The 24,752-nt window shown below is 67.4% G+C and carries 17 protein-coding genes, 1 tRNA gene and 2 pseudogenes; 11 read left to right on the forward strand and 9 right to left on the reverse strand.

Annotated elements, in window-relative coordinates; all coding sequences use genetic code 11:
- From uvrB to B9G38_RS06075, 5 genes are all read left to right on the forward strand, one after another.
- Positions 1 to 1,730 (forward strand): excinuclease ABC subunit UvrB (gene uvrB, locus B9G38_RS06055; RefSeq protein ID WP_086219811.1); only part of this gene is annotated, 1,730 nt, incomplete at its 5' end.
- A gap of 131 nt (positions 1,731 to 1,861) precedes the next feature.
- On the forward strand, positions 1,862 to 2,392 hold the full coding sequence (locus B9G38_RS06060; RefSeq protein WP_086219812.1) for a hypothetical protein: 531 nt from the start codon (positions 1,862 to 1,864) through the stop codon (positions 2,390 to 2,392).
- A 202-nt stretch (positions 2,393 to 2,594) separates the two neighbouring features.
- Positions 2,595 to 3,185: a hypothetical protein gene (locus tag B9G38_RS06065; protein WP_086219813.1), complete on the forward strand. Its 591-nt coding sequence runs from the start codon at positions 2,595 to 2,597 to the stop codon at positions 3,183 to 3,185.
- 371 nt (positions 3,186 to 3,556) lie between these two features.
- On the forward strand, positions 3,557 to 4,585 hold the full coding sequence (locus tag B9G38_RS06070) for a ribonucleotide-diphosphate reductase subunit beta (protein ID WP_086219814.1): 1,029 nt from the start codon (positions 3,557 to 3,559) through the stop codon (positions 4,583 to 4,585).
- Positions 4,586 to 4,587: 2 nt separating this feature from the next.
- A complete protein-coding gene (locus B9G38_RS06075) occupies positions 4,588 to 6,276 on the forward strand; it encodes a ribonucleoside-diphosphate reductase subunit alpha (protein ID WP_086219815.1) in 1,689 nt (562 codons plus the stop codon).
- A gap of 110 nt (positions 6,277 to 6,386) precedes the next feature.
- Here B9G38_RS06075 and B9G38_RS06080 read toward each other — a convergent pair whose 3' ends face one another.
- On the reverse strand, positions 6,387 to 7,607 hold the full coding sequence (locus tag B9G38_RS06080; protein WP_086219816.1) for an SPFH domain-containing protein: 1,221 nt from the start codon (positions 7,605 to 7,607) through the stop codon (positions 6,387 to 6,389).
- Between the two features lie 175 nt (positions 7,608 to 7,782).
- Between B9G38_RS06080 and B9G38_RS06085 the strand changes: the two genes are divergently transcribed.
- Positions 7,783 to 9,087: an O-acetylhomoserine aminocarboxypropyltransferase/cysteine synthase family protein gene (locus B9G38_RS06085; protein WP_086219817.1), complete on the forward strand. Its 1,305-nt coding sequence runs from the start codon at positions 7,783 to 7,785 to the stop codon at positions 9,085 to 9,087.
- 37 nt (positions 9,088 to 9,124) lie between these two features.
- On the opposite strand, the gene B9G38_RS06090 is transcribed toward B9G38_RS06085, so the two are convergent.
- From B9G38_RS06090 to B9G38_RS06120, 7 genes are all read right to left on the reverse strand, one after another.
- Positions 9,125 to 10,270, reverse strand: coding sequence for an aminopeptidase (locus B9G38_RS06090; protein ID WP_086219818.1), 1,146 nt, complete (start codon positions 10,268 to 10,270; stop codon positions 9,125 to 9,127).
- Between the two features lie 120 nt (positions 10,271 to 10,390).
- Positions 10,391 to 11,203, reverse strand: a complete 813-nt coding sequence (locus tag B9G38_RS06095; protein WP_086219819.1) for a hypothetical protein — start codon at positions 11,201 to 11,203, stop codon at positions 10,391 to 10,393.
- A gap of 90 nt (positions 11,204 to 11,293) precedes the next feature.
- Complete coding sequence (locus B9G38_RS06100; RefSeq protein WP_086216327.1) at positions 11,294 to 11,770, reverse strand: hypothetical protein; 477 nt, start codon at positions 11,768 to 11,770, stop codon at positions 11,294 to 11,296.
- Between the two features lie 115 nt (positions 11,771 to 11,885).
- Positions 11,886 to 13,685, reverse strand: a complete 1,800-nt coding sequence (gene pepF / locus B9G38_RS06105; RefSeq protein WP_086219820.1) for an oligoendopeptidase F — start codon at positions 13,683 to 13,685, stop codon at positions 11,886 to 11,888.
- Positions 13,686 to 13,758: 73 nt separating this feature from the next.
- Positions 13,759 to 14,265 carry a ribosomal protein S18-alanine N-acetyltransferase gene (gene rimI, locus B9G38_RS06110; RefSeq protein WP_086216325.1) on the reverse strand — a complete coding sequence of 169 codons (507 nt, stop codon included), beginning with the start codon at positions 14,263 to 14,265 and terminating at the stop codon, positions 13,759 to 13,761.
- 46 nt (positions 14,266 to 14,311) lie between these two features.
- Positions 14,312 to 15,982 (reverse strand): PAS domain-containing protein, encoded by a 1,671-nt coding sequence (locus tag B9G38_RS06115; RefSeq protein ID WP_086216324.1) that lies wholly within the window; start codon positions 15,980 to 15,982, stop codon positions 14,312 to 14,314.
- A gap of 167 nt (positions 15,983 to 16,149) precedes the next feature.
- Positions 16,150 to 16,956 carry a TrmB family transcriptional regulator gene (locus B9G38_RS06120; RefSeq protein WP_086216323.1) on the reverse strand — a complete coding sequence of 269 codons (807 nt, stop codon included), beginning with the start codon at positions 16,954 to 16,956 and terminating at the stop codon, positions 16,150 to 16,152.
- Positions 16,957 to 17,236: 280 nt separating this feature from the next.
- Here B9G38_RS06120 and B9G38_RS18780 point away from each other — a divergent pair.
- The 5 genes and pseudogenes from B9G38_RS18780 (at position 17,237) to B9G38_RS06145 (ending at position 24,200) form a co-directional block, all read left to right on the forward strand.
- Positions 17,237 to 19,040, forward strand: a pseudogene (locus B9G38_RS18780) (COG1361 S-layer family protein).
- Positions 19,041 to 21,647, forward strand: coding sequence for an RND family transporter (locus tag B9G38_RS06130; RefSeq protein ID WP_086219821.1), 2,607 nt, complete (start codon positions 19,041 to 19,043; stop codon positions 21,645 to 21,647). It abuts the pseudogene before it with no gap.
- Positions 21,648 to 21,674: 27 nt separating this feature from the next.
- A tRNA-Arg gene (locus B9G38_RS06135) sits at positions 21,675 to 21,747 on the forward strand.
- Positions 21,748 to 22,068: 321 nt separating this feature from the next.
- Positions 22,069 to 23,085, forward strand: coding sequence for a hypothetical protein (locus B9G38_RS06140; RefSeq protein ID WP_086219822.1), 1,017 nt, complete (start codon positions 22,069 to 22,071; stop codon positions 23,083 to 23,085).
- Positions 23,086 to 23,162: 77 nt separating this feature from the next.
- The gene (locus B9G38_RS06145) at positions 23,163 to 24,200 is read left to right on the forward strand and encodes a restriction endonuclease (RefSeq protein ID WP_086219823.1); all 1,038 of its coding nucleotides are present in this window, start codon (positions 23,163 to 23,165) and stop codon (positions 24,198 to 24,200) included.
- Between the two features lie 328 nt (positions 24,201 to 24,528).
- Here B9G38_RS06145 and B9G38_RS06150 read toward each other — a convergent pair.
- Positions 24,529 to 24,752, reverse strand: a pseudogene (locus tag B9G38_RS06150) (IS701 family transposase); the annotation flags it as partial.

Below are 24,752 nucleotides of genomic sequence, written 5' to 3' on the forward strand. Positions count from 1 at the left end.
ACTACCGGCCGGGGGCGGACGTCGAGCAGACGGACACGTTCAGCGACAAGGAGATGTCGATCAACGAGGAGATCGACCGCCTCCGCCACTCCGCGACGCGCTCGCTGCTCACCAGAGACGACGTGATCGTCGTCGCCTCGGTCTCCGCCATCTACGGGCTCGGCGACCCGCAGAACTACCGCGACATGGCGCTCCGCCTCGAAGTCGGCGAGGGGATCGGCCGCGAGGAGCTGCTCACCCGGCTCGTCGACCTGAACTACGAGCGAAACGACGTGGACTTCACGCAGGGCACCTTCCGCGTGCGCGGCGACACCGTCGAGATCTACCCGATGTACGGCCGGTACGCGGTGCGCGTCGAGCTGTGGGGCGACGAGATCGACCGGATGATCAAGGTCGACCCGATGCACGGCGAGGTCGTGAGCGAGGAGCCGGCGGTGATGCTCCACCCCGCGGAGCACTACTCGATCCCGGACGACAAGCTCGAACAGGCGGTCGCGGAGATCGAGGACCTGATGGAGAAGCGCGTCAGCTACTTCGAGCGGCAGGGCGACCTCGTGGCCGCCCAGCGCATCGAGGAGCGCACCACGTTCGACATCGAGATGCTCCGCGAGGCGGGCTACTGCTCGGGGATCGAGAACTACTCGGTCCACATGGACGACCGGGAGTCCGGCGACGCCCCCTACACCCTGCTCGACTACTTCCCCGACGACTTCCTCACGGTCGTCGACGAGTCCCACCAGACGATCCCCCAGATCAAAGGGCAGTACGAGGGCGACAAGTCGCGGAAGGACTCGCTCGTCGAGAACGGGTTCCGGCTCCCGACCGCCTACGACAACCGCCCGCTCACCTTCGAGGAGTTCGAGGCGAAGACGGACCGCACCCTCTACGTCTCGGCGACGCCCGGCGACTACGAGCGCGAGACCTCCGACGGGGTCGTCGAGCAGATCGTCCGCCCGACCCACCTCGTCGACCCGAATGTGGAGGTGACGGGCGCGACGGGACAGGTCGACGACCTCCTCGACCGGGTCGACGAGCGGATCGAGCGCGACGAGCGCGTCCTCGTCACCACGCTCACCAAGCGGATGGCCGAGGACCTCACGGAGTACCTCGAGGAGGCCGGCGTCGACGTGGCGTACATGCACGACGAGACGGACACTCTCGAACGCCACGAGATCATCCGCGACCTCCGCCTTGGCAACATCGACGTGCTCGTCGGCATCAACCTGCTGCGCGAGGGGCTCGACATCCCCGAGGTCTCTCTCGTCGCCATCCTCGACGCCGACCAGGAGGGATTCTTACGCTCCACCACGACGCTCGTCCAGACGATGGGGCGGGCCGCGCGCAACGTCAACGGCGAGGTCGTCCTCTACGCCGACGAGACCACCGACTCGATGGAGGCGGCCATCGACGAGACCCAGCGCCGCCGCGAGATCCAGCTGGAGTACAACGCCGAACACGGCTACGAGGCGACCACCATCGACAAGCCGGTCAGCGAGACGAACCTCCCGGGGTCGAAGACGGACACCTCGAACGTCAGCGTCGGCGACGTGGAGAGCGAGGACGAGGCGGAGGCGCAGATCGAGGCGCTCGAAGAGCGCATGGACGAGGCCGCGAGCAACCTGGAGTTCGAGCTGGCGGCGGACATCCGCGACCGGATCGCGGAACTGCGGCGCGCCTTCGAGATCGACGCCGGCGACGAGGGCGTTCCCGCGCCGGCGATGGAGGAGTAGCCCGCGCCGCCCCGGTGCCGTCGTCCGCACCGTCCCCGGTACCGCCGCCCGCGCCGCGACCGCGGCTCCGATTCTCAGTCCGCGTCAGCGTGACGGCGGGGTTTTTACGTCGGTGCGTCACAGTCGAGGCCGTGTACCGTCGCGCGGTCGTCGCCGGCGCGCTCTCCGTCGCCACCGCCGGGTGCGTCGACCGCCTCCACGACGTCGCCGCCTCGACCCCCCGCGACCTCGGCGTGCGGAGCCGTTACGTCGACGGCAATCCGATGGTGGACGACCGCAGCGTCCTCGCTCGGCCCGAGGAGCTGCTGACGCACGCGGCCTCCTTCCGGTCCGCCGCCGCGGCCCGCGGCGCGCTCAAGCCCGACGCGACCGAGTCCCGCGAGTTCGTCGAGCGCACCGACTTCGTCGACGACGGCGGCGACGCGGTGCTGGTGATCGCACAGCGACTCACGTCCGCCGAGGTCGAACTCCGCCTCGGCGGGATCAGCCGCACCGGCGACCGCTCGCTCCGGATCGCCGTCGACCAGAGCGGCGTCCGCGGCGAGGTCGAGACCGACGAGCCGGTCGTGAAGACCCTCCTGTTGCGGCTCACCGACGAGCGCGGGCCGCCGGAACGTGCGATCGTCGTCATCGGCGACGGGCGCGCCGGAATCACGGTGTAAGAAGGCACCAGTCTGGCGGCCGGTCGATACCGGGTCGGCTTCCTCCCCACCCTACTCGCCCGTGCTTCCGCCGGGGCCAGAAGCCCGACGCTCCTTGAGGGCGGGGCCTCCGCTTCGAATTAGGTGAGGGCGACCGGTCCGGAACTCCGATTCTCGCCTCCGTCCCGCGACCGTTTTGTGATCGGACCGCGTTCGACCGCCCATGCCACTCCGGAGTCGACTCCTCGGATCGGCCCTCCTCGTCGCCGGCGTCGCCGCGCTCGGGCTGGCCGGAACGGTCGCGCCCGGCTTCGTCCCTTCGCCGTCGTCGCCCGATGGAATCTCGTTCGTCAGCCCTTCGCACGTCTCGCTCCTCGCCGCCCCCGCGCTCCTCGCTGCCGGTTCGGTCCTGCTCGTCGGCGGTGCGGCCGCCGCGGCGGGCTCCGACCGCTCCGCGCGCGCCGCGCTCGTCGCGCCCGCGCTCGGCGCGGCCGCCGCGTTCGCGTTCGGCGTCGGTCTCGTCCTCGCGCCCGCGTCGGTCCCCGCGACGGCGACGAACCCGGCGGCGCACGCGGTCCTCATCGGTCGGGGAAGCGGGATCGCCGCCGGCGCCGTCGTCGGCGCGGCCCTGGCGCCGGTGGTTCAGGCGACGATCACGGAGGACACCGGCGCGCTCCTCGCCGGATCGGCCCTGCTACTGGCGGCTATCGCGTCGGGAGCGTCCCTCCCCCTCTCGCTGGTCGCCGGCGGCGTCGGCGGGGCTGTCGCCGTCGGCCTCCTCTGGGCGGTCGACCCCGATCGCTGGCGGCCCTGAGTTCGGGTCTCAGTTGCTCTCCCGCTCAGTTCCCCGGTCGCCCGTTCTCGATCTCTAACTCGACGTCGCGGTCGGCCTCGCGGGTCGCCGCCTCCTGTTTGGCGGGGTCGACGTCGCCCGACTCTCACGTCTCGTCGACCGGAGGGACGGCTCCGTGCCTCCAGTATGAAAGTAAACTTGTTGTACTACAATTTTGTTGGTAATACTTATAACAGTAGAGTCTGTGTGATCCGTTACGGTTCACGCGGCTACACTCACGGTACGCTGTAGGACCGTCTCCCGAGCGACACGATAGCGGTCGGACTCACCGGACTGACGCGAGACAGTGGCAGCGGCAATCCAACGCAATCGGTCACGTTCGAGATGGCCAAATGAGTGACAGCGAAAACGCAAACACCGACGCGAGTACAGGCGCAGACACAGAGACGGACATCTTCTCCGAGCGAACACAGCTGAAGCCCTACGAGTACGGCGAGTTTCTCGACTACGTCGAGGCGATCCGGAACAGCTACTGGGTCCACACGGAGTTCAACTTCGACGGAGACGTCCAAGACTTCAAGGTCAACACCACCCCCGCCGAGCAGACCGTCATCAAGCGGACGATGTTGGCCATCGCGCAGATCGAGGTGCAGGTGAAGACGTTCTGGTCCGACATCTACGAGGAGATGCCCAAAGCCGAGGTCGGGAACGTGGGCATGACCTTCGCGGAAAGCGAGGTGCGCCACATGGACGCCTACAGTCACCTGCTCGACGTCTTGGGAATCACGGACGATTTCGAGCAGGTGACTGCGGAGCCGGCGATGAAGGAGCGGATCGAGTATCTCGACGCGTATCTGGAGAAGAGCGAGAGCGACGACGAACGGGAGTACGTGATGAGCATCCTGCTGTTCAGTACGTTCGTCGAACACGTGTCGCTGTTCAGCCAGTTCCTCATCATGACGAGCTTCGACAAGCACGAAAAGAAGTTCAAAGGGATAGCGAACGCCGTCGAAGCGACCAGCAAGGAGGAGCAGATTCACGGGCTGTTCGGGGTCGAGCTGGTGGAGACGATCAGAGCGGAGAACCCGGACCTCTTCGACGACGACTTCGAGGCGGACGTTCAGGAGGCCTGTCGGCAGGCCTACGAGGCGGAGACCGAGATACTCGACTGGATATTCGCTGACGGCGAGCTGGAGTTCCTTCCCAGGTCGCACGTCGACGCGTTCCTGCGAGACCGGTTCAATCGGAGTCTGGAAAACGTCGGCGCGGAGCCGATATTCGAGACCGACGACGACCTGCTCGAGGAGACGCGATGGTTCGACGAGGACATCATGATGACGAAGGATAACGACTTCTTCAGCAAGCGGTCGACCACGTACAACAAACACACGCAGAGCGTCACCGCCGAGGACATGTTCTAACGATGGCACAAACAGCACCCGACGGCGTTGCGGAACAGCACGACGAACCGTTCTACTGGTTGAACGAGGACAGCAGGGAGTTTCTCAGAGAGGGGTACCTGCTCGAGGGCGTCGAAGCCGAAGAGCGGGTCAGACAGATAGCGGAGCGCGCCGAGGAGATCCTCGGTGAGGGGGGGTTCGCGGACAGGTTCTACGAGTACATGAGCCGCGGGTTCTACAGCCTCGCCAGCCCGATATGGTCCAACTTCGGCCTGGACAGGGGCCTTCCCATCAGCTGCTTCGGCAGCCACATGGAGGACAACATCGAGAGTATTCTCCACACCCAAGCCGAGGTCGGTGAGATGACCAAGCAGGGCGGCGGCACGAGCGGGTACTTCGGCGAGCTGCGGCCGCGGGGCAGTCAGATAACCAACAACGGCAAGAGCAACGGGAGCTACAGCTTCACGGAGCTGTTCGACACGATCATCAACGTCATCAGTCAGGGCGAGACCCGGCGGGGGCAGTTCGCCGGCTACATCGACGTCGAACACGACGACTTAGACGAGTGGCTCAACATCAAAACCGAGGGGGACCCGGTACAGGACATCTACTACGGCGTCATCATCGGTGACGACTGGTTTCAGGCGATGGTCGACGGCGACGAAGAGAAGCGAGAGACCTGGGCGGACATCATCGAGACCCGGATCAACATCGGCGTCCCGTACATCATCTTCCGGGGGAACATGAACGAGGGGAAGCCGCAGGTGTACAAGGAAAAGGGGTACCAGATAAACGCGTCCAACCTGTGTACCGAGATAGCGCTGCCGGCCACCGCGGACGAGAGCTTCGTCTGCTGTCTCTCGAGCATGAACGCCCTCCACTACGACGAGTGGAAGGACACCGACGCGGTGGAGACGCTGACCCGGTTCCTCGACGCGGTGATGGAGGAGTTCATCCAGCGCACGGAGGGCGTCCGGTTCATGGAGCGGGCCGTGCGGTTCGCGAAGCGACACAGGGCGATCGGGATCGGCGTCCTCGGGTGGCACAGCTACCTCCAGCGCGAGATGATCCCCTTCGACAGCATGGAGGCGATGGAGAAGAACGAGGAGATATTCCGGACCATCAGAGAGCGGAGCTACGAGGCGAGCGAAGCGCTCGCCGACGAGTTCGGGGAGCCGGAGGTTCTCGAGGGGTACGGCAGGCGGAACGCGACGACGATGAGCGTGGCGCCGACGAAATCGAGCAGCGTCATTCTGGGCCAGGTCAGTCCGAGCATCGAGCCGCTGAAATCGAACTACTTCGTGCGAGACGGTGCGAAGCTGAAGTCGACCCAGAAGAACAGGTTCCTTCAGGCGCTACTGGCCGAGCGGGGCAAAGACACCCGCGAGGTCTGGGACAGCATCGCGAACAAGGACGGGAGCGTCCAACACCTCGACTGTCTGACCGACGAAGAGAAAGAGGTGTTCAAGACCTTCGCCGAGATACCGCAGATGGCGATCATAAATCAGGCGGCACAGCGACAGAAACACATCGACCAGGCACAGAGCGTGAACGTCTCGATCGACCCGAGCGAAGTGAGCGTGAAGGAGATCAATCAGCTCTACATAGAAGCCTGGAAGAAGGGAGTTAAGAGCCTCTACTATCAGCACAGCGTGAACGCCGCACAGAAGTTCAGTCGAGACATTCTCGAGTGTCGGGCCTGTGAGAGCTGACCGCTACTCCTAGTCGGCCCGCCCGCCGTCCCGGTCGCTCCGTCTTCGTTTCCGGCTCGATGTCCCGATCCGCCTCGCGGTCGACGACGTGTTACAGTCGTGAGCTGAGCTCACGTCCCCGGTCGCTCGCTCTCGGTCTCCAGTTCGATGTCGCGGTCGGCCTCGCGGGTCGCCGCCTCCTGTTTGGCGAGGTCGACGTTGTCCGAGTCCCGCGTCTCGTCGGTCCGGAGGTCGCTGTCGGCCACGGTGTCGAGCTGTTCGAGGGCGCTCTCGATGTCCTCCAACCCGAGCAGCTTCTCCGTCTCCTCGTCGAACTCCTTGCCGTCGAGCCCCTCCATCTGCTGGACGTCGGAGCCGGAGAGGGCCTTGCCGTAGCGGCCGACGAGGCTGGTGAGCTCCTGCGGGAGGACGAACGTGGTGGACTCGCCCTTGCCGATCTCTTCGAGGGTCTCCATGCCGCGCTCGATGATGGCGCGTTCGCCCATCGACTCGGCCGAGCGGGCGCGGAGGACGGTCGATATCGCGTCTCCCTGCGCTTCGAGGATCTGGCTCTGTTTTTCACCCTGCGCGCGGATGATGTTGGACTGCTTGTCACCCTCGGCCTGCTCGACCGCGGAGCGGCGTTCACCCTGCGCTTCGAGGATCATCGCGCGGCGGCGGCGCTCCGCGCCGGTCTGTTGCTCCATCGCGCGCTGGACCTCCTGTGAGGGGCTCACCTCGCGGACCTCGACGGCCTCGACGCGGATCCCCCACTCGTCGGTGGGTTCGTCTAACTCCTCGTTGATCCGGTCGTTGATCAGCTCCCGCTGCGAGAGCGTGTCGTCGAGCTCCATGTCGCCGATGACGGCGCGGAGGGTGGTCTGTGCGAGGTTCGAGACGGCGTTCTTGTAGTCGTCGACTTCGAGGAACGCCTTCTTCGCGTCCATCACCTTGATGTAGACGACCGCGTCGGCGGTCACGGGGGAGTTGTCCCGCGTGATCGCCGACTGGCTCGGCACGTCGATCGTCTGGGTCCGCATGTCGAACGCGTACGTCCGCGAGACGAACGGGGGGATGAGGTGGACGCCCGGTTCGAGCAGCTCGCGGTACTCGCCGAAGACGGTGAGCGCCTCCTTGTCGTAGGCGTCGACGATCTCGACGGCGCTGACGACCGTGACGGCCGCCAAAAGCACCGCCAGCGCCGCGACGCCGAACGCGAGGCTCTGCCCGAGGAGGGCGACGGCGACGAGGAGGGCGACGCCGAGCGCGAGGTACTGCCAGACCCCGTCCGGGATCTCCCCCAGCAGCTCCTCCAGCTCGGCGGAATCGCCGCGCGGACCTTGTGTTCCCATACCGGAAGTTACGGCCCGACGCTGTTAACGGTTGCCACGAGTTCGCGCGGCGGGGCGCGCCCGGCGGTCCGGCGCCGCCCCCGCGCTCGACCGCGCTCGTCCCCGATCTCAGAGATACCGGAAACGCCCGCGTGGGCCGGTCGGCTTTAACTACGCGGCAGCGGAACACAGATCCATGCCATCCGACGAGGGGGACGACGGCCCGAAGTTCAGCACGCGAAGCGTCCACGCCGGCTCCGACCCGGACCCGGCGACGGGCGCCCGCGCGACGCCCATCTACCAGACGACCGCCTATCAGTTCGACGACGCCGACCACGCCGCGGACCTGTTCGGCTTGGAGGAGGCCGGCAACGTCTACTCGCGGCTGATGAACCCGACCAACGCCGCCCTCGAAGAGCGGATCGCCTCGCTGGAGGGCGGCGTCGGCGCGGTCGCGACCGCCTCGGGCATGGCCTCGCTCGACGTGACGACGTTCCTCCTCGCCTCGGCGGGCGACAACATCGTCACCTCGTCGGCGCTGTACGGCGGCACCTACACCTACCTCACTCACTCCGTCGAGCGCCGCGGCGTCTCGACGCGGTTCGTCGACCCCCTCGACTACGAGGGGTACGCCGAGGCCATCGACGAGGACACCGCCTACGTCCACATCGAAACCATCGGGAACCCCGCCTTGGTCACGCCGGACATCCAGCGGATCGCCGACATCGCGCACGAGCACGGCGTCCCGCTGTTCGTCGACAACACGTTCGCGACGCCGTACCTCTGCCGGCCGCTCGAACACGGCGCCGACCTCGTCTGGGAGTCGACGACCAAGTGGCTCACCGGCAACGGCACCACGGTCGGCGGCGTCGTCGTCGACGGCGGCTCGTTCCCGTGGGCCGACCACGCCGAGAAGTACCCCGAGATCGCCCAGGACAACCCCGCGTACCACGGGATCAACTTCGCCGAGCGGTTCGGCGACGCGGCGTTCACCTTCGCGGCGATCACTCGCGGCCTGCGCGACTTGGGCGACCAGCAGTCGCCGTTCGACGCGTGGAACACGCTCCAGCAGACGGAGTCGCTCCCGCTGCGCATGGACCGCCACTGCGAGAACGCGGGGATTGTCGCCGAGTACCTCGACAACCACGACGACGTGGCGTGGGTGAACTACCCCGGGCTGGAGAGCCACGAGACCCACGAGGAGGCGAGCGAGTACCTGGAAGGCGGCTACGGCGGGATGCTCACGTTCGGGCTGGAGGCCGGCTACGAGGCGGCTCGCGCGACCGTTGAGGAGGCCGACCTCGCATCGCTCGTCGCGAACGTCGGCGACGCGAAGACGCTCGTCATCCACCCGGCGTCGACAACGCACCAGCAGCTGACCGAAGCGGAACAGGAGGCCGCCGGCGTCACCCCAGACATGGTGCGCCTCTCCGTCGGCATCGAGGACCCCGCCGACATCGTCGCCGACCTCGAAGCGGCTATCGAGGCGGCGACCGAATAGCCGCGGTCCGCCCTTCGCTGCCCCGTTTCTGACAGGGTCAGTTCTCCGCCTCGAAGCCGTCCTCCCACCGGAACGTCCCGTTCCGCTGGACGACCTCGCCGTCGATCTCCATCCGGGAGCGCTCGCTCACGTCGGAGATCATGTCGACGTGGACCGCGCTGTCGTTGCCGGACTCGCCCTCCGGCAGGCAGGCGTCGTAGGCGCGGCCGACCGCGAGGTGGACGGTGTCGCCCATCTTCTCGTCGAAGAGGATCGAGTCGGTGAACCGGTCGATGCCGCGGTTCATCCCGATCCCGAGCTCGCCCAGCCGCCGCGCGCCGTCGTCGGTGTCGAGGACGTCCGCGACTGCCTCCTCGCCGGACTCCGCCGAGAAGTCGACGACCTCGCCGCCCTCGAACGCGAGGTGAACGTTCCGGACCCGCGTCGCGTCGATCGTCATCGGCACGTCGAAGAAGACCTCGCCCTCGGTGTCGTACGGCGCGGTGAACACCTCACCGGAAGGGAGGTTGTGCGAGTCGTACGCGACGGAGGCGGCGGAGTTAACCGCGGTGCGGCCCGCGATCGACATCGTCACCTCGGTGTCGGGAGCGCCGTCGCGCTCGGTGACGATCCGGACCTCGTCGCCCGCGTCGAGGACCGACTTCATCTCGGCCATCTCGTCGGCGAGGGACTCCCAGTCGCGGAGGACGGCGTCGTAGACGAACTCTTGGTACTCCTCGTAGGCCATCCCCGCCTGCTGGGCGAGGCTCCGCGTCGGGTGGACCGTCGACACCCAGTCGGTGTCCATCCGCGCCTCGCGGACGCCCTGCCGCGCCTTCGCGTACGCCTGCCGGGTCGGGCGGTCGACGTCCGCGACCGCGGTGGTGTTGCGCCCGCCCCCGACTCGGAGGTAGGCGTCGGCGGCCTCGAACATCGCGCGCTCGACCGCGGGGTCCGAGTCGAAGTCGTCCGCGTCGACATCGCCGTCGGTCCCGGCCTCGACGCCTTTTAGATAGGCGCGGGAGAGCTCCGCGGAGCCGTACATCGTCGTGGCGTTCGCGCCCCGCTTGCCGAGGGCTTCGGCGACCGCGACCCCCAGCTCGTGGGCGTCCTCCGCGACGCTGACAACCACGTCGTCGCCGGCCTCGATCCGCGCGCTCCAGTCGACAAGCACCTCGGCGTGCTCGCGTACGCGTTCGTCCATGATTACTCGTGTCGCGGGGGAGCGGTAAATCGGTGCCGGGACGGTCGGACCGGTCCCCGCAAGCTGGGCCGCGACGAGTCCGCCCGGTTGCCGCCGACCGTCGAGACCGGTCCGCGACCGTCAGATCAACACTTCGGCGTCGGTGAGGAGCGGTCGCTTCGCTCGTCTTGCCTCCGGCCCCTCCGGAACGATATCGGGCGTGGCGGCCGGCTCGTCGAACCGGTCCGGGTCCGGAGCCCAGGGGTCGAGGCGCTCCGCGAACGTCGGCCCCTGCCGTCCGGTGAGATGGATGAACCCGCCGTACTGCCGCCGTTCGGCCGAGGTCGCGTCCGGGTCCGGGAACGTCTCGCGGATACAGCCGACGCTCTCGCGGAGGTACTCCGCGGCCTCGTGTTGGGAGTACTGGCTGTCCGCGTAGTACTGCTCCTGACCGCGCTCCGTGAGGTCCGCGTCCGCGAGCGCGGAGGACTCGTACCGAACCGCGTCTCGGCTGATCTCACCGCCGAGGAAACTGAGGTTCACCGTGAAACAGTCCGGGTATCGGAGGATCAACAGAAAGAAGATCTGTTCGTCGACAGTGTAGCGTTCCTGTAAGCGGTAGTAACACTCCAAGTAGTACGCGGCGAGCGCTCCGATCCAGTCGTCGCGTTCGCCGTCGAGATACGCGGTCGCGACGTCGTAGTACTCCTCGCCGGCGACCTGCTGTAAGCGGTACTCGAAGCTCTGTCGCATCTCGTCCAGTTCGTCCTCGTACACTTCCGTCAGCGGGACGTCCGGATCGTCGAGTAGCCGGGCCTTCCGCTCGCCGGCGTCCGCGATCCGGGCCATGTTCTCGTGGAGGTCCCGTTCCGCCTCCCTGTCGGGGAGCGGAATTCGAACCGCCTGTCGGCGCAGCGTGTCCGCCCCGGCCTCCGAACGCTCGTGCCACTCCATATCGTCGGTAACTGCTCAGACAGCTAATAAAATTGGAGGATGAGCGGCGGTGGTTCCCGGTGAGCGGCCGGTCGGAACCGGCCACCGCCGTCACTCGGATTCCCGACCGACGGTCGCGAGGAGCCCGACCGCGAGCAGTCCGACGCCCACGACTCCGCTCCCGAGCCGCGCCAGCCCGAACAGCGCGGTCCGGTCAACTCGCCCGCGCAAGTACTGACCGAGCACCCGGTACGAGCGGCCGTCGACGCGCAGGTCGTCGACTCCGGCGAGGCGGTCCGCGCAGTTCGCGTCGCCGAGCGCCCACCGACCGGAGGCGGAGGTGCGTTCGACGACGAGATCGAGGGAGCCGGGAGCGATCCGATACCCCCGAATCGAGACGTCGTCGCCGTCGGCGAGGGCGACGGCGGCCTCTGCGCACCTCGCGGGGAGGCTGGTCGCGTTCACGGTCGGGTGTCGTTCGAGCCCCGGTCCCGCGCGGAGCGCCGCCTCCCAGCGGACGACCCTCACGTCCGCGATCAGGGCGAGCAGGAGGAGGACACCCGGGACGACGAGCAGCCTGCGGTCCATCCCGGCGGGCGGGTTCGGCCGAGCGAATCATATGCTTTGGGCCGCCGGCTCGGTCGTTCGGGGGCCGGACTGCGCCGGCCCGTCGGCGGGATCGGTCGACTCTCGCGCGTCGGCGTTACTCTAGGTCGAGCAGCGCCGCGATCTCGTCGAGGTACTCGTCGTAGATCCCGACGGCGAACTCGATCGGGTCGGGCGAGGCCATGTCGATGCCGGCGAGTTCGACCACGTCGAGCGGGTAGTCGGAGCCGCCCGCCCGCAGCATCTCGCGGTAGTCGGCGGCGGCCTCGTCGCCCTCGTCGAGGACGCGCTCGACGATCGCGGCCGCGGCAGAGATGCCGGTCGCGTACTGGTAGACGTAGAAGTCGTAGTAGAAGTGCGGAATACGCTGCCACTCGCGCTCGATGCCGCCCGTGAGCTCAGCGGGCGCGTAGTAGTCGCCCTTCAGGTCGCCGTAGATCTCGTCGAACGCGTCGGGGGTGAGCGCGTCGCCGGCCTCCACGCGCTCGTGGATCTCCTGTTCGAACGTCGCGAACATCGTCTGGCGGAAGAGGGTCGAGCGGAAGCGTTCGAGGTACTCGTCGAGGACGTGGGTGCGGAGCTCGTCGTCCTCGACGGTGTCGAGCAGGTGGTGGGTGAGCAGGGTCTCGTTGACTGTCGACGCGATCTCCGCGACGAATATCTCGTAGCTCGCGTCGTGCCACGGCTGCGCGTCGCCCGCCAGCTCGGAGTGTATCGAGTGGCCGAGCTCGTGGGCCAGCGTGTACATCGAGGCGATGTCGTCCTGGTAGTTCATCATGATGTACGGCTGGGTGTCGTACGTGCCCGAGGAGAACGCGCCCGAGCGCTTCCCGCGGTTCTCGTACACGTCGACCCACCGCGAGTCGAGCCCCTCGGCCAGTCGCTCCTGATACTCCTCGCCCAGCGGCGCGACCGCCTCGATCACCCACTCGCGGGCCTGTTCGTACTCCACGTCCGGACCCTGGTCGCCCGTCAGCGACATGTAGAGGTCGTGGCTCCGTAGCCGGTCGACGCCGAGCGCCTCGGCCTTCAGGTGGGCGTGGCGGTGGAGCACGTCGAGGTTGTCGTCGACGGTGTCGACGAGCGTGTCGTACACCTCGACGGGGACGTTCGAACCGTCGAGCGCGGCGGCGCGCGCGGAGTCGTAGTCGCGGATCTCGGCGCTCGTGACGTGTTCGCGGACGGCCTTCTCCAGCGACGTGCCGACCGCGTTGCGCACGTCGGCCCACTCGTCGTAGAACGTCTCGTGGACGCGCTCGCGGAACTCGCGGTCCGGGTTGGTCTGGAGCTTCGTGAAGTTCGCCTGCGTGATCTCGACCTCCTCGCCGTCCGGGTTCTCGACGACGCCGTAGGTCATGTCGGCGTTCGTCAACATCGAGTAGATCTCGCTCGGCGCGTCGGTGACCTCCGAGAGGTCCGCGAGCACCTCCTCGACCTCGCTCGACCGCGTGTGCGGCTTCTTGCGCAGCACGTCGTCGAAGTAGTGTTCGTACTCTGCGAGCCCGGGCTCGTCGTTGACGAAGTCCGCCACATCCGCCTCGGTCAGCGACTGGATCTCGGGGTCGAGATACGAGATCGCGCTCGACGCCTCGGAGCCGAGCGACGACGCCTTCGCCGACATCGCCTGATACTCCTGGTTCCGCGTGTCCTCGGCGCTCCGGAGCCGGGCGTACGTCATCACCTGCTGGAGCTCGCGGAAGATCTCCTCGCGCAGTTCGAGGAGCTCGAGGAGGGTCGCGGCGTCCTCGGTCGCGCGCCCCTCGTAGTCGGCCAGCTCGCCGATCCGGTCGGAAACCGTCTCGTAGGCGGCCTCCCACGCCTCGTCGTCGGCGTAGATGCCGTCGAGGTCCCACTTGTACTCGGCGTCGATCTCGGACCGCTCGGGAACCGAACTCATACCGATCGGGTCGGCCTCCCAGACACTAAGCCTTGGCAAACCCCGCGCCGCAAGCGGATAGGCGTGCGGCGCGTTACCTCGACTCTACACCGTCGCCGCCGCCCGACCCCGCTCGCCCGGCCCACGCGGCGAGGTCGACGACGAGCACGAGCGCGTCCTCGCCGTCGCGGTAGTAGCCGCCGACCCGCCGGACCGGTTCGAACCCCTCGTCGGCGTACAGCGAGCGGGCGGGGTCGTTCCCCTCGCGCACCTCCAGGCGGACGACCGCGACGCCGGTCGCGCGGAGCCGCGCCAGCGCCGACCGGAGGAGGGTCCGCCCGATCCCCTCGCCGCGGGTGTCGGGGTGGACGGCCAGGTCCTTGACGTGGCCGATGTCGCGGCCGTGGTTCGGCGTCCAGTCGGCGACGACGAACCCGACGACTGCGCCCTCACGCTCCGCCACGAGGAACGCCGGCTCGTCCAGCAGTCGCTCGAAGGCGTCGTGCGGCCACGGGTCCGAGAAGCAGGCGCGCTCGATCCGGACCACCGCGAGGAGGTCGGCGCGCTCGGCCTGCCGGACCGTCAGGTCGGCGACGCTCACGGGCCGAATTGGCGGCCGCGAGGAATAAACGCGCCGGGTCCTCCCCCTACCGATCGATCCAGGGCTCCTCGGGGTCCGTGTCGGCCGGGTCGGGGGCGCACACCTCGAAGCACGCGCCCTCCGGGATCCGGAGCCGCCGCCCGTCCGGGAGCCCGACGGGGCCGTCGGCGTCGCAGCGGAGTTCGACCGTCCACCCGTGGGACTCGACGATCTCGCGGACGATGTCGAGCCCGTACCCCGTCCCGTCGGCTCGGGTCGTGAACCCGGACTCGAACACGGAGCCGCGGTCCTCGGGGTCGATCCCGGCCCCGTCGTCCGCGACGAGGAACCCCTCGTCGGTGGCGGTGACGAGCACGGTGAGCGCGTCGTCGCCGGACGCCGGCGCCTCCTCGTCCCCGTCTGTCGGCACGTCCTCGCAACCGTCGACCGCGGCTTCCGCCGCGCCCGGCGTCGCGTGCTCCCTCGCGTTGCGGAACAGGTTCTCCAGGGCCTGCCGCATCCGCCCCCGGTCGCCGTACACCTGCGCGTCGCCGGCGACGACCAGCTCTGCGCGCTCGTCGCCCTCGGCGGCGGTCTCCCACGCGTCGCGGGCGACGCTCGCGAGCGCGAACTCGGTCGGCTCGTCCATGCCGGTCCCCTGCCGGGCGAGGGTGAGCAGCTCCGAGACGAGCTGGTCGATCCGTTCGACGGCGCGCTCGCCGCGTTCGAGGGGCTCCGTCTCGCCGCGCAGCCGCGCCATCTCGATGGAGCCGCGGATCACCGACAGCGGGTTCCGGAGGTCGTGCGAGACGATGCTCGCGAAGCGGTCGAGCCGCTCGTTCCGGTCGGTGAGCCGCCGCTCGCGCGCCTTCCGCTCGGTGACGTCGCGGGAGTTGACGAGCAGTTCGCCGACGGGGCTGTCGGCCGGCAGCGAGCGCGTCCGCGACTCCAGCCAGACCCAGTCGCCGTCGGCGGTGCGGTAGCGGTACTCCAGGGTGGGCGCCGCGTTCGGCTCGTCGAGCGCGCGATAGAACCGCTCCGTCACCCGCTCGCGGTCGTCGGGGTGGACGTAGCCGAGCGGGGAGCGCCCGACGGTCGCCCCCTGCTCGTAGCCGAGCACCTCCTCGACGGAGGGGCTCTCGTAGACGACGAGGCCGTCGCCGTCGACGACGGTGACGAGGTCGCTACCGTACTCGAGGAAGGCCCGGTAGCGCTCTGGGAAGGTTCGGTCGACGTCGACTCGACGGACCGTGACGATCCGGCCGCCGAACTCCGGGGCGAGCTCCTCGTCGACGATCGACTCGACCCACGCGTACCCGCCGCTCGCGCGGCGGATGCGGTGGGTGACCGTCCGGTTCGCCGTGACCGCCGACAGCGCGTCGGCCACCGGGTCGCGGTCGCTCGGGTGGACGCGGTCGAGGAGGTCGCTCCCGACGAGCGCGTCGCGCTCGACGCCAACGACGTCCGTCGCCGACGGGCCGGCGAACAACACCTCGCCGTCCACGGCGACGGCGAGGAGGAACCGGTCCGCTTCGACCGAGCCGCCGTCCGGGGGCGCCCCGTCGCGAGTCCCCGACTCCCGGTCGGCGGGCGCGCCGCACGTTCTGACGGTCTCCGGTCGTGTTTCCGCGCGAGCCGCCCGCTCTGCGTCGTCGGTCTCGGGGGGATCCGTCGCCGAGGCGTCGCCCTCGTCGCCGCCGCGGTCGGGCGTCGACGTGTCGGATGGCCGGAGGGTCACTATGGGTTCTACCGACGGTACGGACGCGGGGTGATAAAGCTGCGCGCCGGAGAAATCTGTTTTGATAATCGACGGACGCCCCCGATCCATCCGGACCCGGTGCGGCCGTCCGGACTGGTGGTCAGGTCGCGCTCCGACGACCCTCCGAGCGGCCGGATCCGCGGGCGTCACACCTCGTCGACGACGGTCCCGTCCGCCCACGCGGCCTCGAAGCCCTCGTTCACGCGCGCCGCGAATCCCCGGTCGCGGAGGTCGAGCATGCCGAACAGCCGGTCGGGCGAAAGCGGGTCGGCGACCTCTAGGCACACTTCCTCGCCGTCGATGAGATAGAAGTTCCCGTACGCGTCTTCGGTGACGCGTAGCTCGAAGGGCCCCTGCGCGATCGTCAGCGTCGCCCGGTCCTCGTCGACGGCGGCGCGCGCGTCGTCGAACACGCTCGGCGAGATGAGCACGGAGACGTCGACGCCGCCCCGGATCGCCGCGAGGAGCCGGTCGAGGAGCGCCGGTCCGTCGCGGTCGACGTCGAACTGCGCGGAGACGTCGGTGGCGACGACCACGATCGACTCCTCGGCGGCGTCGATCCGCTCGAAGAGGAGGTCGAGGGAGTCGTCGGCGCCGACCGCGGCGGTCCAGAACTCGTCGTCCGCCGTTTCGGCGTCCGCCAGCCGGTCGATCAGCTCCCCTTTCCCCGACTCGTACGTCTCGATCCGCCGGTTGAGTTCCCGGCGCTTCGCCTCGACCAGCCGGTCGACGGCGACGGCGGGCTCGACGGGCGCGTACCGCTTCGGCTCCCGGTCGGTCTGGACCCGGACCAAGCCGCGCGACTCCAGCCCGCCGAGCGCGTCGTAGATCCGCCCCTTCGGCACGCCGCTCTCCTCGGCGACGGCCGCGGCGGTCCCGGTGCCGAGGGCGAGCAGCGCGCGGTACGCCCGGTCTTCGTAGCTCGACAGCCCGAGGTCGCGGAGCGACTCCATGCGCGCCCTCCGACGCGCTCCCACAAAGCCTCGACGCTTGACGCCGGTTAAGTATATAAAAAAGCGATCGCGAAACGATAGATCGTTTTGATGATCGCTTCTGCGCCTCTCGGCAGTTCGACAGTAACTGGCGTCAAACCGGTAGAATCCGGTGTGTCTCGAATTTCTGTCGCATCGACTACCGAGACCCGTTTGCGACACCTATACGGAAACAGATACGTTGTTGTCGCGGGTTCCCGAAGGGTATTACGTCGCAGCCTCCAATCCGGTGGTAACCAACATGAGCCGAATCCGGACGGTCGTCGTCCTGCTTCTCGTCGTGTCCCTCGTCGCGACCGGAGCGGTAGTCGCGCAGGAGGCCAACGACACGGTGCGCGGCGACCCCGACATCGAGGCGTTCGCGCCGGAGACCGCGTTCGTCCCCGGCGAGGAGTCCACCATTCAGGTGAACCTGAACAACCGCGGCGACATCGACGAACAAGGCGCCGACGATCTTGAGAGCGAGGTCGTGACCGCCCACGAGACGACGGCGCGGATCCTCGCCGGCGACGAGGCAAACCGGGAGGTCCCCTTCGACGTGCGGACCGGCGAGCAGACGGTCGGCGACGTCGCCCGCGGGGTCACCGGGCCGATCGAGTTCACGGTCGTCCCCGACGAGGACGCCGAGCCCGGCGTCTACCGCGTCCCGATCCGACTGGAGTACCGGAACGTCGAGAGCGCGGAGGTCGACGACGGCTCGACGGTCCGCGACGAGGAGATCACGTCCGAGACAGTGTACGTCTCCGTCGAGATCACCGACCGCGCGCAGTTCGCGGTCGTCGACGTCGACGGCGTCGTCTAGGCCGGTGACAACGGCATCGTCGAGGTGACGATGCGGAACGTGCGCAACGAGACCGCACACGAGGCCTCCGTCGCCGCGAACCCGATCGACCCCGACCTCACCTTCGCCACCGACGCGGGCACGACCGAGACGTACGTCGGCGCGTGGGCCCCGGGCGAGAACCGCACGTTCGCCTACCGGTTCGCCTCCGCGGGCGAGGCGACCGCCCGGTCGTCGACGCTGGAGTTCGAGGTCGACTACCGCGACGCCGAGCGCGCAGACGCGGCCGCCCGGACAGTCCGGACGGGCGTGACGCCGCTGCCCCCCCCAGTCGTTCGTCGCCGAGGCCGTCAACAGCACGCTGCGCGTCGGCGAGGACGGCTCGTTCACCGTCGAGGTGCGCAACCGCGGCCCCCGCGAGATCGAGAACGCGGTCGTCGTGTTCAGCAATCAGGCACCCGCCCCCGAGGGCGTGGGACAGGACACGGTCCAGACGGACCAGAACATCGTGCCGCGCTCCACTCGCGACACGGTCGGCGACCTCGCGGTCGGCGAGACGGCGACCGCCACGTTCGACGCCGGCCTCCGGACGGACGCGAATCCGGGTCCCCGGACCGTCAACGTGGCCGTCCGCTACCGCGGGATCGGCACCGACGAGGGCGTGAGCGCGAGGCGGACGGACGACGGGGGCATCTCGCTCGTGTCGACCGGATCGGCCGGCGACGTGGTCACCTCCGACGCGCTCGACGCTGTCGTCGACGTCGCGCCCGAGGCGGACGTGTTCGCGGTGTCGCCGGCGGAGCCGAACGCCACCGACCCCTCGGCGGTCACGCCGGGGTCGACCGTCCAGTACCACGCTGTCGTCCGCAACACCGGTCCGGAGCCGATCTCGAACGTCCAGGCGAAACTGTTCGTCGACTCGCCGCTCTCGTCGTCCGACGACGAGGCGTTCGTCACCTCGCTCGACCCGGGCGAGGCGACGACGGTCACCTTCGAGGTCGAGGTCGACGGCGGGGCCACGCCGAAGACGTACGCGGCCGCGGTCGACTTCTGATACGACGACGCGGACGGCGACGAACAGCTCTCCGACACCTACCGGCTCCCGGTCGAGGTCGTCATCGCCGACGACAGCGGGGCACTCTCCTCGCCGCTGGGGATCGTCGCCCTGCTCGGCGTCCTCGCGGTCGGCGGCGTGGTCGTCTGGCAGCGCGGTCGGGTGAGCGGAGCGATCTCACGGCTCCGCGGTCGACTCCGCTCCCGATAGATGGACCCGGTCACCCGACTGTTCGGCGCGATCACCGATCGGGTCATCGAGCAGCCGCGCCGGGTCGTGATCGCCTGCCTCGTCGTGACCGCCCTGTTCGCGCCCGGCATGGCGCTGTTGGAGGCGAGCGCGGGCAGCGACCAGTTCACCGACGGGATCGAGGAGTCGGACGCGCTCGACCGCGTGAACGAGCAGTTCGAGCCCGCCTTCGGTGGCGACGACCCGACGACGCAGCTGATCCAGCGCGACACCAACGTGCTCGACCGCCGCGGGCTCCTCGACATGTTGGCGACCGCCGAACGGCTCGACGAGCGCGACAGCCTGCGGGTAACCAGCTTCTCCGCGCCGGCGATGGACGTCGCGGCCGAGCTCGACGAGGACGCCGACACCCCGGAAGCGGCTCGCGACGCAATCGAGCGCGCCAGCGACGGGCAGATCGAGGACGCGGTGGCCGCCGCCGCGCGGGACCCCGGCTTCGCGACGCTCCTCTCGGACGACTTCAACAAGGAGTCCGGAACGGCCTCGGCGTCGCTCGGCGTCGTCAACCACGGGTTCCCGGCGTCGGCCGACACGCAGCCGATCCAGTCCGAGGCGCAGACGGTCGCCGAGGAGGCCCCGGGCGACATCACCGCGTTCGGGAGCGGCATCGTCGACGACGAGTTCCAGCGCGTCATCTTCGACTCGCTCGGCATCGTCGTGCCCGCGGCGCTCGCGGTGATACTCGGCCTGCTGGCGTACGCCTACCGCGACCCGTTCGACTTCGTCCTCGGCGGGATCGCGCTGCTGATGACCGTCGTCTGGACGTTCGGCTTCACCGGCTACGCGGGGATCGCCTTCTCGGAGGTGCTGATCGCGGTGCCAGTCCTCCTCCTCGCGATCGGGATCGACTTCGGGATCCACACGGTGAACCGCTACCGCGAGGACCGCGCCGCGGGCGCGACCCCGGAGACGGCGATGCGCGGCGCGCTCGGTCAGCTCGTGGTCGCTTACTCGATCATCGCCGGGACGACGATCATCGGCTTCCTCGCGAACCTCACGAGCTCGCTGCCGCCGCTCCGCGAGTTCGGCCTCGTCGCCGGGCTGGGGATCTGTTTCACCCTCGCCATCTTCGTCGGCTTCCTGCCGGCGGCGAAGCTGCTCCTCGACCGCTGGCGCGCCGAGCGCTCGCTGCCCGAGTTCGGCTCGCGCCCGCTCGGCTCCGAGGACTCCGCGCTCGGTCGGCTCCTCCCGCGGCTCTCGGGGATCTCGCGGCCCGCGCCCGCCGTCTTCCTCGTCGTCGTCCTGCTGATCACGGCCGGCGCCGCGGGCTACGGCGCCGGCGTCGATACGACGTTCGAGGACGACGACTTCCTGCCGCCGAGCGCGGAGCCGGCGTACGTCGACTACCTTCCCGGCCCGCTCCAGCCGGGCGAGTACACCGCCACGGAGACGATCAACTTCCTCTCCGACAACTTCGCCACGAGCGAGGACGACACCGTCACGATCTACGTCGAGCGGCGCATGACCAGCGACGCCGCCCTCCGCAGCCTGGCGCGCGCCGAGCGCGACCCGCCCGACACGTTCGTCACGGTCGACGGCCGGGCCAGCACCGACAGCGTCCAGGGCGCGATCGACGCGTACGCCTCGGAAGACCCCGAGTTCGAACAGCTCGTCGAGGAGTCGTCGCTCGACGACGGTCGTCCCAACCGCAACCTCGACCGGATCTACGCGGAGCTGCGCGACTCGCCGTACGACGACTTCACCGGCGAGTACCTCGCGGACGACGACCGTTCGACGCGGATCGTGTACGCCGTCGAGTCCGACGCCAGCGACGCCGAGATCGCCGCCGACGCCCGCCGCGTCGCCGACCGTTACCGCGGCGACGCGATCGCCACCGGCCAGATCGTCGTCTTTCAGGCGGTCGCCGACACGATATTCGACTCCGCGATCGTCTCGCTCGCGGCCGCGCTCGGGCTCTCCGCGGTGTTCCTCGTCATCCTCTTCTGGCTGTTGCTCGGTAGCCCGACGCTCGGGCTGGTCACGCTCGTACCCGTGACGGTCGCGGTCGCGACGCTCACCGCCACGATGCGGCTCGGCGGGATCCCGTTCAACGCGATCACCGCGACGATCCTCGCGATCACCATCGGGCTCGGCGTCGACTACACCGTCCACGTCGCGCACCGCTTCCACGACGAGTACGCGCGCGGCGTCGACGTCGACGCCGCGGTGATCACCACGCTCCGCGGGACGGGCGGCGCGCTCACGGGCACGTGGGCGACGGCCGCGCTCGGGACCGGGGTCCTCGTGTTGGCGATCACCCCCGTCCTGGGGCAGTTCGGCCTCCTCACCGCCGCCAGCATCACGCTCGCCTACTTCGCGTCGCTGATCGTGTTGCCCCCGGCGCTCGTCGTCTGGGTCGCCGTCGTCGAGCGCCGCCCCGGACTGCTGTTCGTCGGCCGCCTGTTCGACGCCGCGGGCGCGATCGACGGCGAGAGCGACACGACCGACCGAGCCCGAACCGACGGCGGCGCGTCCGCCGGTGTCGCCGCCGCCGACTCTCCGGGCGAAGCGTTCGAGTGGCAGACTGACCCGCGGGCCTCGGACGACGATCCGAGTCAGAAGCGTTAACCGCCCGCCGCGGATACCGGCTCGTGAGGGCGCGTAGCTCAGCGGACAGAGCACTTGGTTCCGGACCAAGATGCCGCGGGTTCAAATCCCGTCGCGCCCGTCACGTTTTCTGACGGGGCAAATTAACAGGACGGCGGCCGGGTGTATATAAGGCGAACCCCCAGTGACGGGTTTGAGTTCGTCACGCAGCATGACGGGGGTCGTCGCCTTCGTGCGGTTCGTGAAATACACGTGACGGAGTCGAGGTAAAGTCCTTTGGGTGGTTGGTGGTTTCGTCGTGCTAGGCCAGTCTAGCTCGAGGTTTCACGATTAATCAGCCGCTCTCGTCGGGGCCGGAATCGCGACGCTCCTTCGCCCGCTCTTTCTTTGGTTTGATATTTAATACTGAAAATATATCTGTCCGGTGTCTGATACTCAACTAATGTATCGGTTCACCCCGGACGAAATCGATCACGAGCGAGCCCACCACCAAGCGGTCATTCAGGGAGCCGACGACCTGGACGTCAAGCGGATCGGAAACCTCGGTGAACTCGCGTTCGAGCAGTTCTGTCGCGAGTACCTCCCCGTCGAGATGTGGGAGTGGGAAAACGAGGAAGCAATCCGGCGGTGTAACTCCGAGAGCTTCTCCGGGCACGACTTCGAGGTGTTCGGCTACACAGTCGACGTGAAGTCCTCACGGGACGTCTCTGCCTTCCTCCCCGAGTCGCTCGTCGAACGGGACCCCGACGACGATATCGTGGTGATGGTCTGGCATCGGGACAACGAGGACAGTCTAATGCTACTCGGGTGGGAGCGACTCGAGACGCTGAAATCGAAGGTCGAAACGGAGAAGGCGTTCTCGGGCGAGTCCCCGGAAAAACTCGACCACCTCGCGGCCCGCCCGATGAACGAACTGATCGATCTCGGTCCTAACACCGCCCACATGAATCAGAAGCCGGAGAATCCGTTCTCACCGGGGGATCGAGTGGTGAAGGCCGGGGACTCGGAGCCGTCGGTGGGGATCGTCGTCGAGGTGTTGCCGCCGGAGCAAAACACCGGAGCGTTCGGACACGAAATGGACGGGGAAGCGGTTCGGGTCGCATTCCCGAGTTCGCTCGACGAGGGGCCGGGTGCGTGGCGCGACTACCACCCCGCGATCCTCGCGTCGTACTGTGACGACCAAGACGTCAAGCTCTGGACGTACAAACACGAGAATCTCGAGTTCGCGGAGAATCCGTACGTGGCAGGTGACAAGGTAATTAAGATCAGCCACAGCGACCCGGACACGGCCGTCGTGGTGGAAGGCTCCGAGGAGCGTGGCGATGACGACGTGGCAGTCGCGTTCTTGGGTGATTTCGAGGAGGAGGACGTCTCCCCGGGAGAGCTTGTGAAGCACTGTGAGGAGAACGGGATCAAGTGCTACACGTACGGGTATTCGGAATTGGATTTCTCAACATAAGCCTCATCCAGCTACCGAAACGGACTGGTTGCTCTGGCGAGTGGATTTTTATTCAGCGGCGAAAACTTCGATCTTGAATGAAAGCATCGACCGCGAAGGAAGAACTGCTTGATAGGGGGTTACAGATCGATCACGAGCAGTTTGAACAGCTCTGTAAGATGGTGATCGAGCGTGCGGAGCCAACTCGTAAACTTGAGCTAACGCCCTTCTGTGGCGATGGCGGGATCGATATTCACGCTGTCATCGATCGAGAACTGTTCCACGCTCGGCTCGGCGTACAAGCGAAACAATATGCTACCGGGAACAGCGTCGGCGCCCACACCCTCCGCGGATTTAAAGGCGCTCTTTCGGAGCAACAGTATCACATCGGAACGGTGATGACGACCTCCTCGTTCACCTCTGGAGCCGAGACAAGCGCAGACCAAGATTTCATCCGATTGATCGACGGTGACCGTCTCACAGACATCATGGTTGAGAGCGGTATTGGTGTTGTTACAGACGACGAATCCTACGAACTTGACCCCACGTTCTGGAGTGCGTTCGAGAAACCGGAGCGCACCGATACCATCCCATCTCTAGAGGTACCACAGGCGGACAACTTTGAGGTGATTCGCACTGTCATCCAAGCGGTCGGAATGGGTTCTGATACTAAACCCGATATCGCAGAATACGTTCGAAGACAGACGGATTCAGACAGCTTCGATCCGCGGCAAGCGGATTACTACGGTATCGCCGCGTGGCTTCTCCAGTTCCTCCACAAAGAACAGGAAGTCGAGATCGACAACCACACCATCCGTCGCTGGGGACTCACCCGCCTCGGCGAGGAATATCTCACGTATCTCGATCGCGGCAATCGAGAATCTGCGGACGCCCTCCTTACACAGCAGATCCGTGGTGTCGAGATCATCTCCCGTGTATACGCTCAACTCGAAGTAGACGGTACTCTCTCCCGACGCGACATTACGGAGATCCTCGCAGACGAGACCACTCTCTCGGATTCAACCACGCGTCGACGCGCCCGAACCGTTGGCGAGTGGCTCGTTTGTCTCCCTGAAATCACGACGAGCGGCCGGGGATCTGAGCAACAATACGTGCTGGACTCAACGCCACGTTGAGCGGTCTTCGACAGCTCATTCAGTAAAGTCGGAGAGAGTCTTTCTCCGCTGCGCCTCTGCTGGAACGTTTGTAATGACTCGGCTTTGAACGTTGAGTATCTAACACTTAATCGACCGAAAATGGCGTTTGAGACGGTGTGAGCACGGAAAAGAGAGTTCAGCCGTAGACGCTCCGCTCTCCACTGGAGGTTCAAACGCCGTGAACGCTGTCTTCATTATCCTCTGTGAATCACTCTCCTGTTCGATCGATACGGTAAACTCTTCGTAGAACGTTTCTTCCTCCGATTCCGGGCTCAATAGTGTTAGCACGACAACGTTCAAAGCTGAGTTTCTCAGCGAGCACCAGCTTCACGTCTCCCAGTTGGGAGACGGGAAGCTTCTTTGTCCAGATGTGGTAGGTCTCGTCTTCGACGTCGCGTTCAACTGTGTCGATGCGCTCTGCAAGCGCATCGACGCGGATCTCTTCGCCGCCGTAGGTCACCTGTCGGTTGCTCCGGAGTGGGCCGATCCAGTCTTTGTCGGAGGATTCGATGAGTTCAGGAAGGCCAGAGT

The organism is Halorubrum sp. SD612 (assembly GCF_002135005.1).

What these genes read in the sequence shown, in the direction of transcription:
- B9G38_RS06065 (WP_086219813.1), top strand. Translation starts at nt 2,595, where the DNA reads ATGCCACTCCGGAGTCGACTCCTCGGATCGGCCCTCCTCGTCGCCGGC.
- B9G38_RS06095 (WP_086219819.1), bottom strand. Translation starts at nt 11,203, where the DNA reads ATGGAGTGGCACGAGCGTTCGGAGGCCGGGGCGGACACGCTGCGCCGA.
- B9G38_RS06120 (WP_086216323.1), bottom strand. Translation starts at nt 16,956, where the DNA reads ATGGAGTCGCTCCGCGACCTCGGGCTGTCGAGCTACGAAGACCGGGCG.
- B9G38_RS06070 (WP_086219814.1), top strand. Translation starts at nt 3,557, where the DNA reads ATGAGTGACAGCGAAAACGCAAACACCGACGCGAGTACAGGCGCAGAC.
- B9G38_RS06075 (WP_086219815.1), top strand. Translation starts at nt 4,588, where the DNA reads ATGGCACAAACAGCACCCGACGGCGTTGCGGAACAGCACGACGAACCG.
- B9G38_RS06090 (WP_086219818.1), bottom strand. Translation starts at nt 10,270, where the DNA reads ATGGACGAACGCGTACGCGAGCACGCCGAGGTGCTTGTCGACTGGAGC.
- pepF (WP_086219820.1), bottom strand. Translation starts at nt 13,685, where the DNA reads ATGAGTTCGGTTCCCGAGCGGTCCGAGATCGACGCCGAGTACAAGTGG.
- B9G38_RS06140 (WP_086219822.1), top strand. Translation starts at nt 22,069, where the DNA reads ATGTATCGGTTCACCCCGGACGAAATCGATCACGAGCGAGCCCACCAC.
- B9G38_RS06100 (WP_086216327.1), bottom strand. Translation starts at nt 11,770, where the DNA reads ATGGACCGCAGGCTGCTCGTCGTCCCGGGTGTCCTCCTCCTGCTCGCC.
- B9G38_RS06145 (WP_086219823.1), top strand. Translation starts at nt 23,163, where the DNA reads ATGAAAGCATCGACCGCGAAGGAAGAACTGCTTGATAGGGGGTTACAG.
- B9G38_RS06130 (WP_086219821.1), top strand. Translation starts at nt 19,041, where the DNA reads ATGGACCCGGTCACCCGACTGTTCGGCGCGATCACCGATCGGGTCATC.
- B9G38_RS06080 (WP_086219816.1), bottom strand. Translation starts at nt 7,607, where the DNA reads ATGGGAACACAAGGTCCGCGCGGCGATTCCGCCGAGCTGGAGGAGCTG.
- B9G38_RS06085 (WP_086219817.1), top strand. Translation starts at nt 7,783, where the DNA reads ATGCCATCCGACGAGGGGGACGACGGCCCGAAGTTCAGCACGCGAAGC.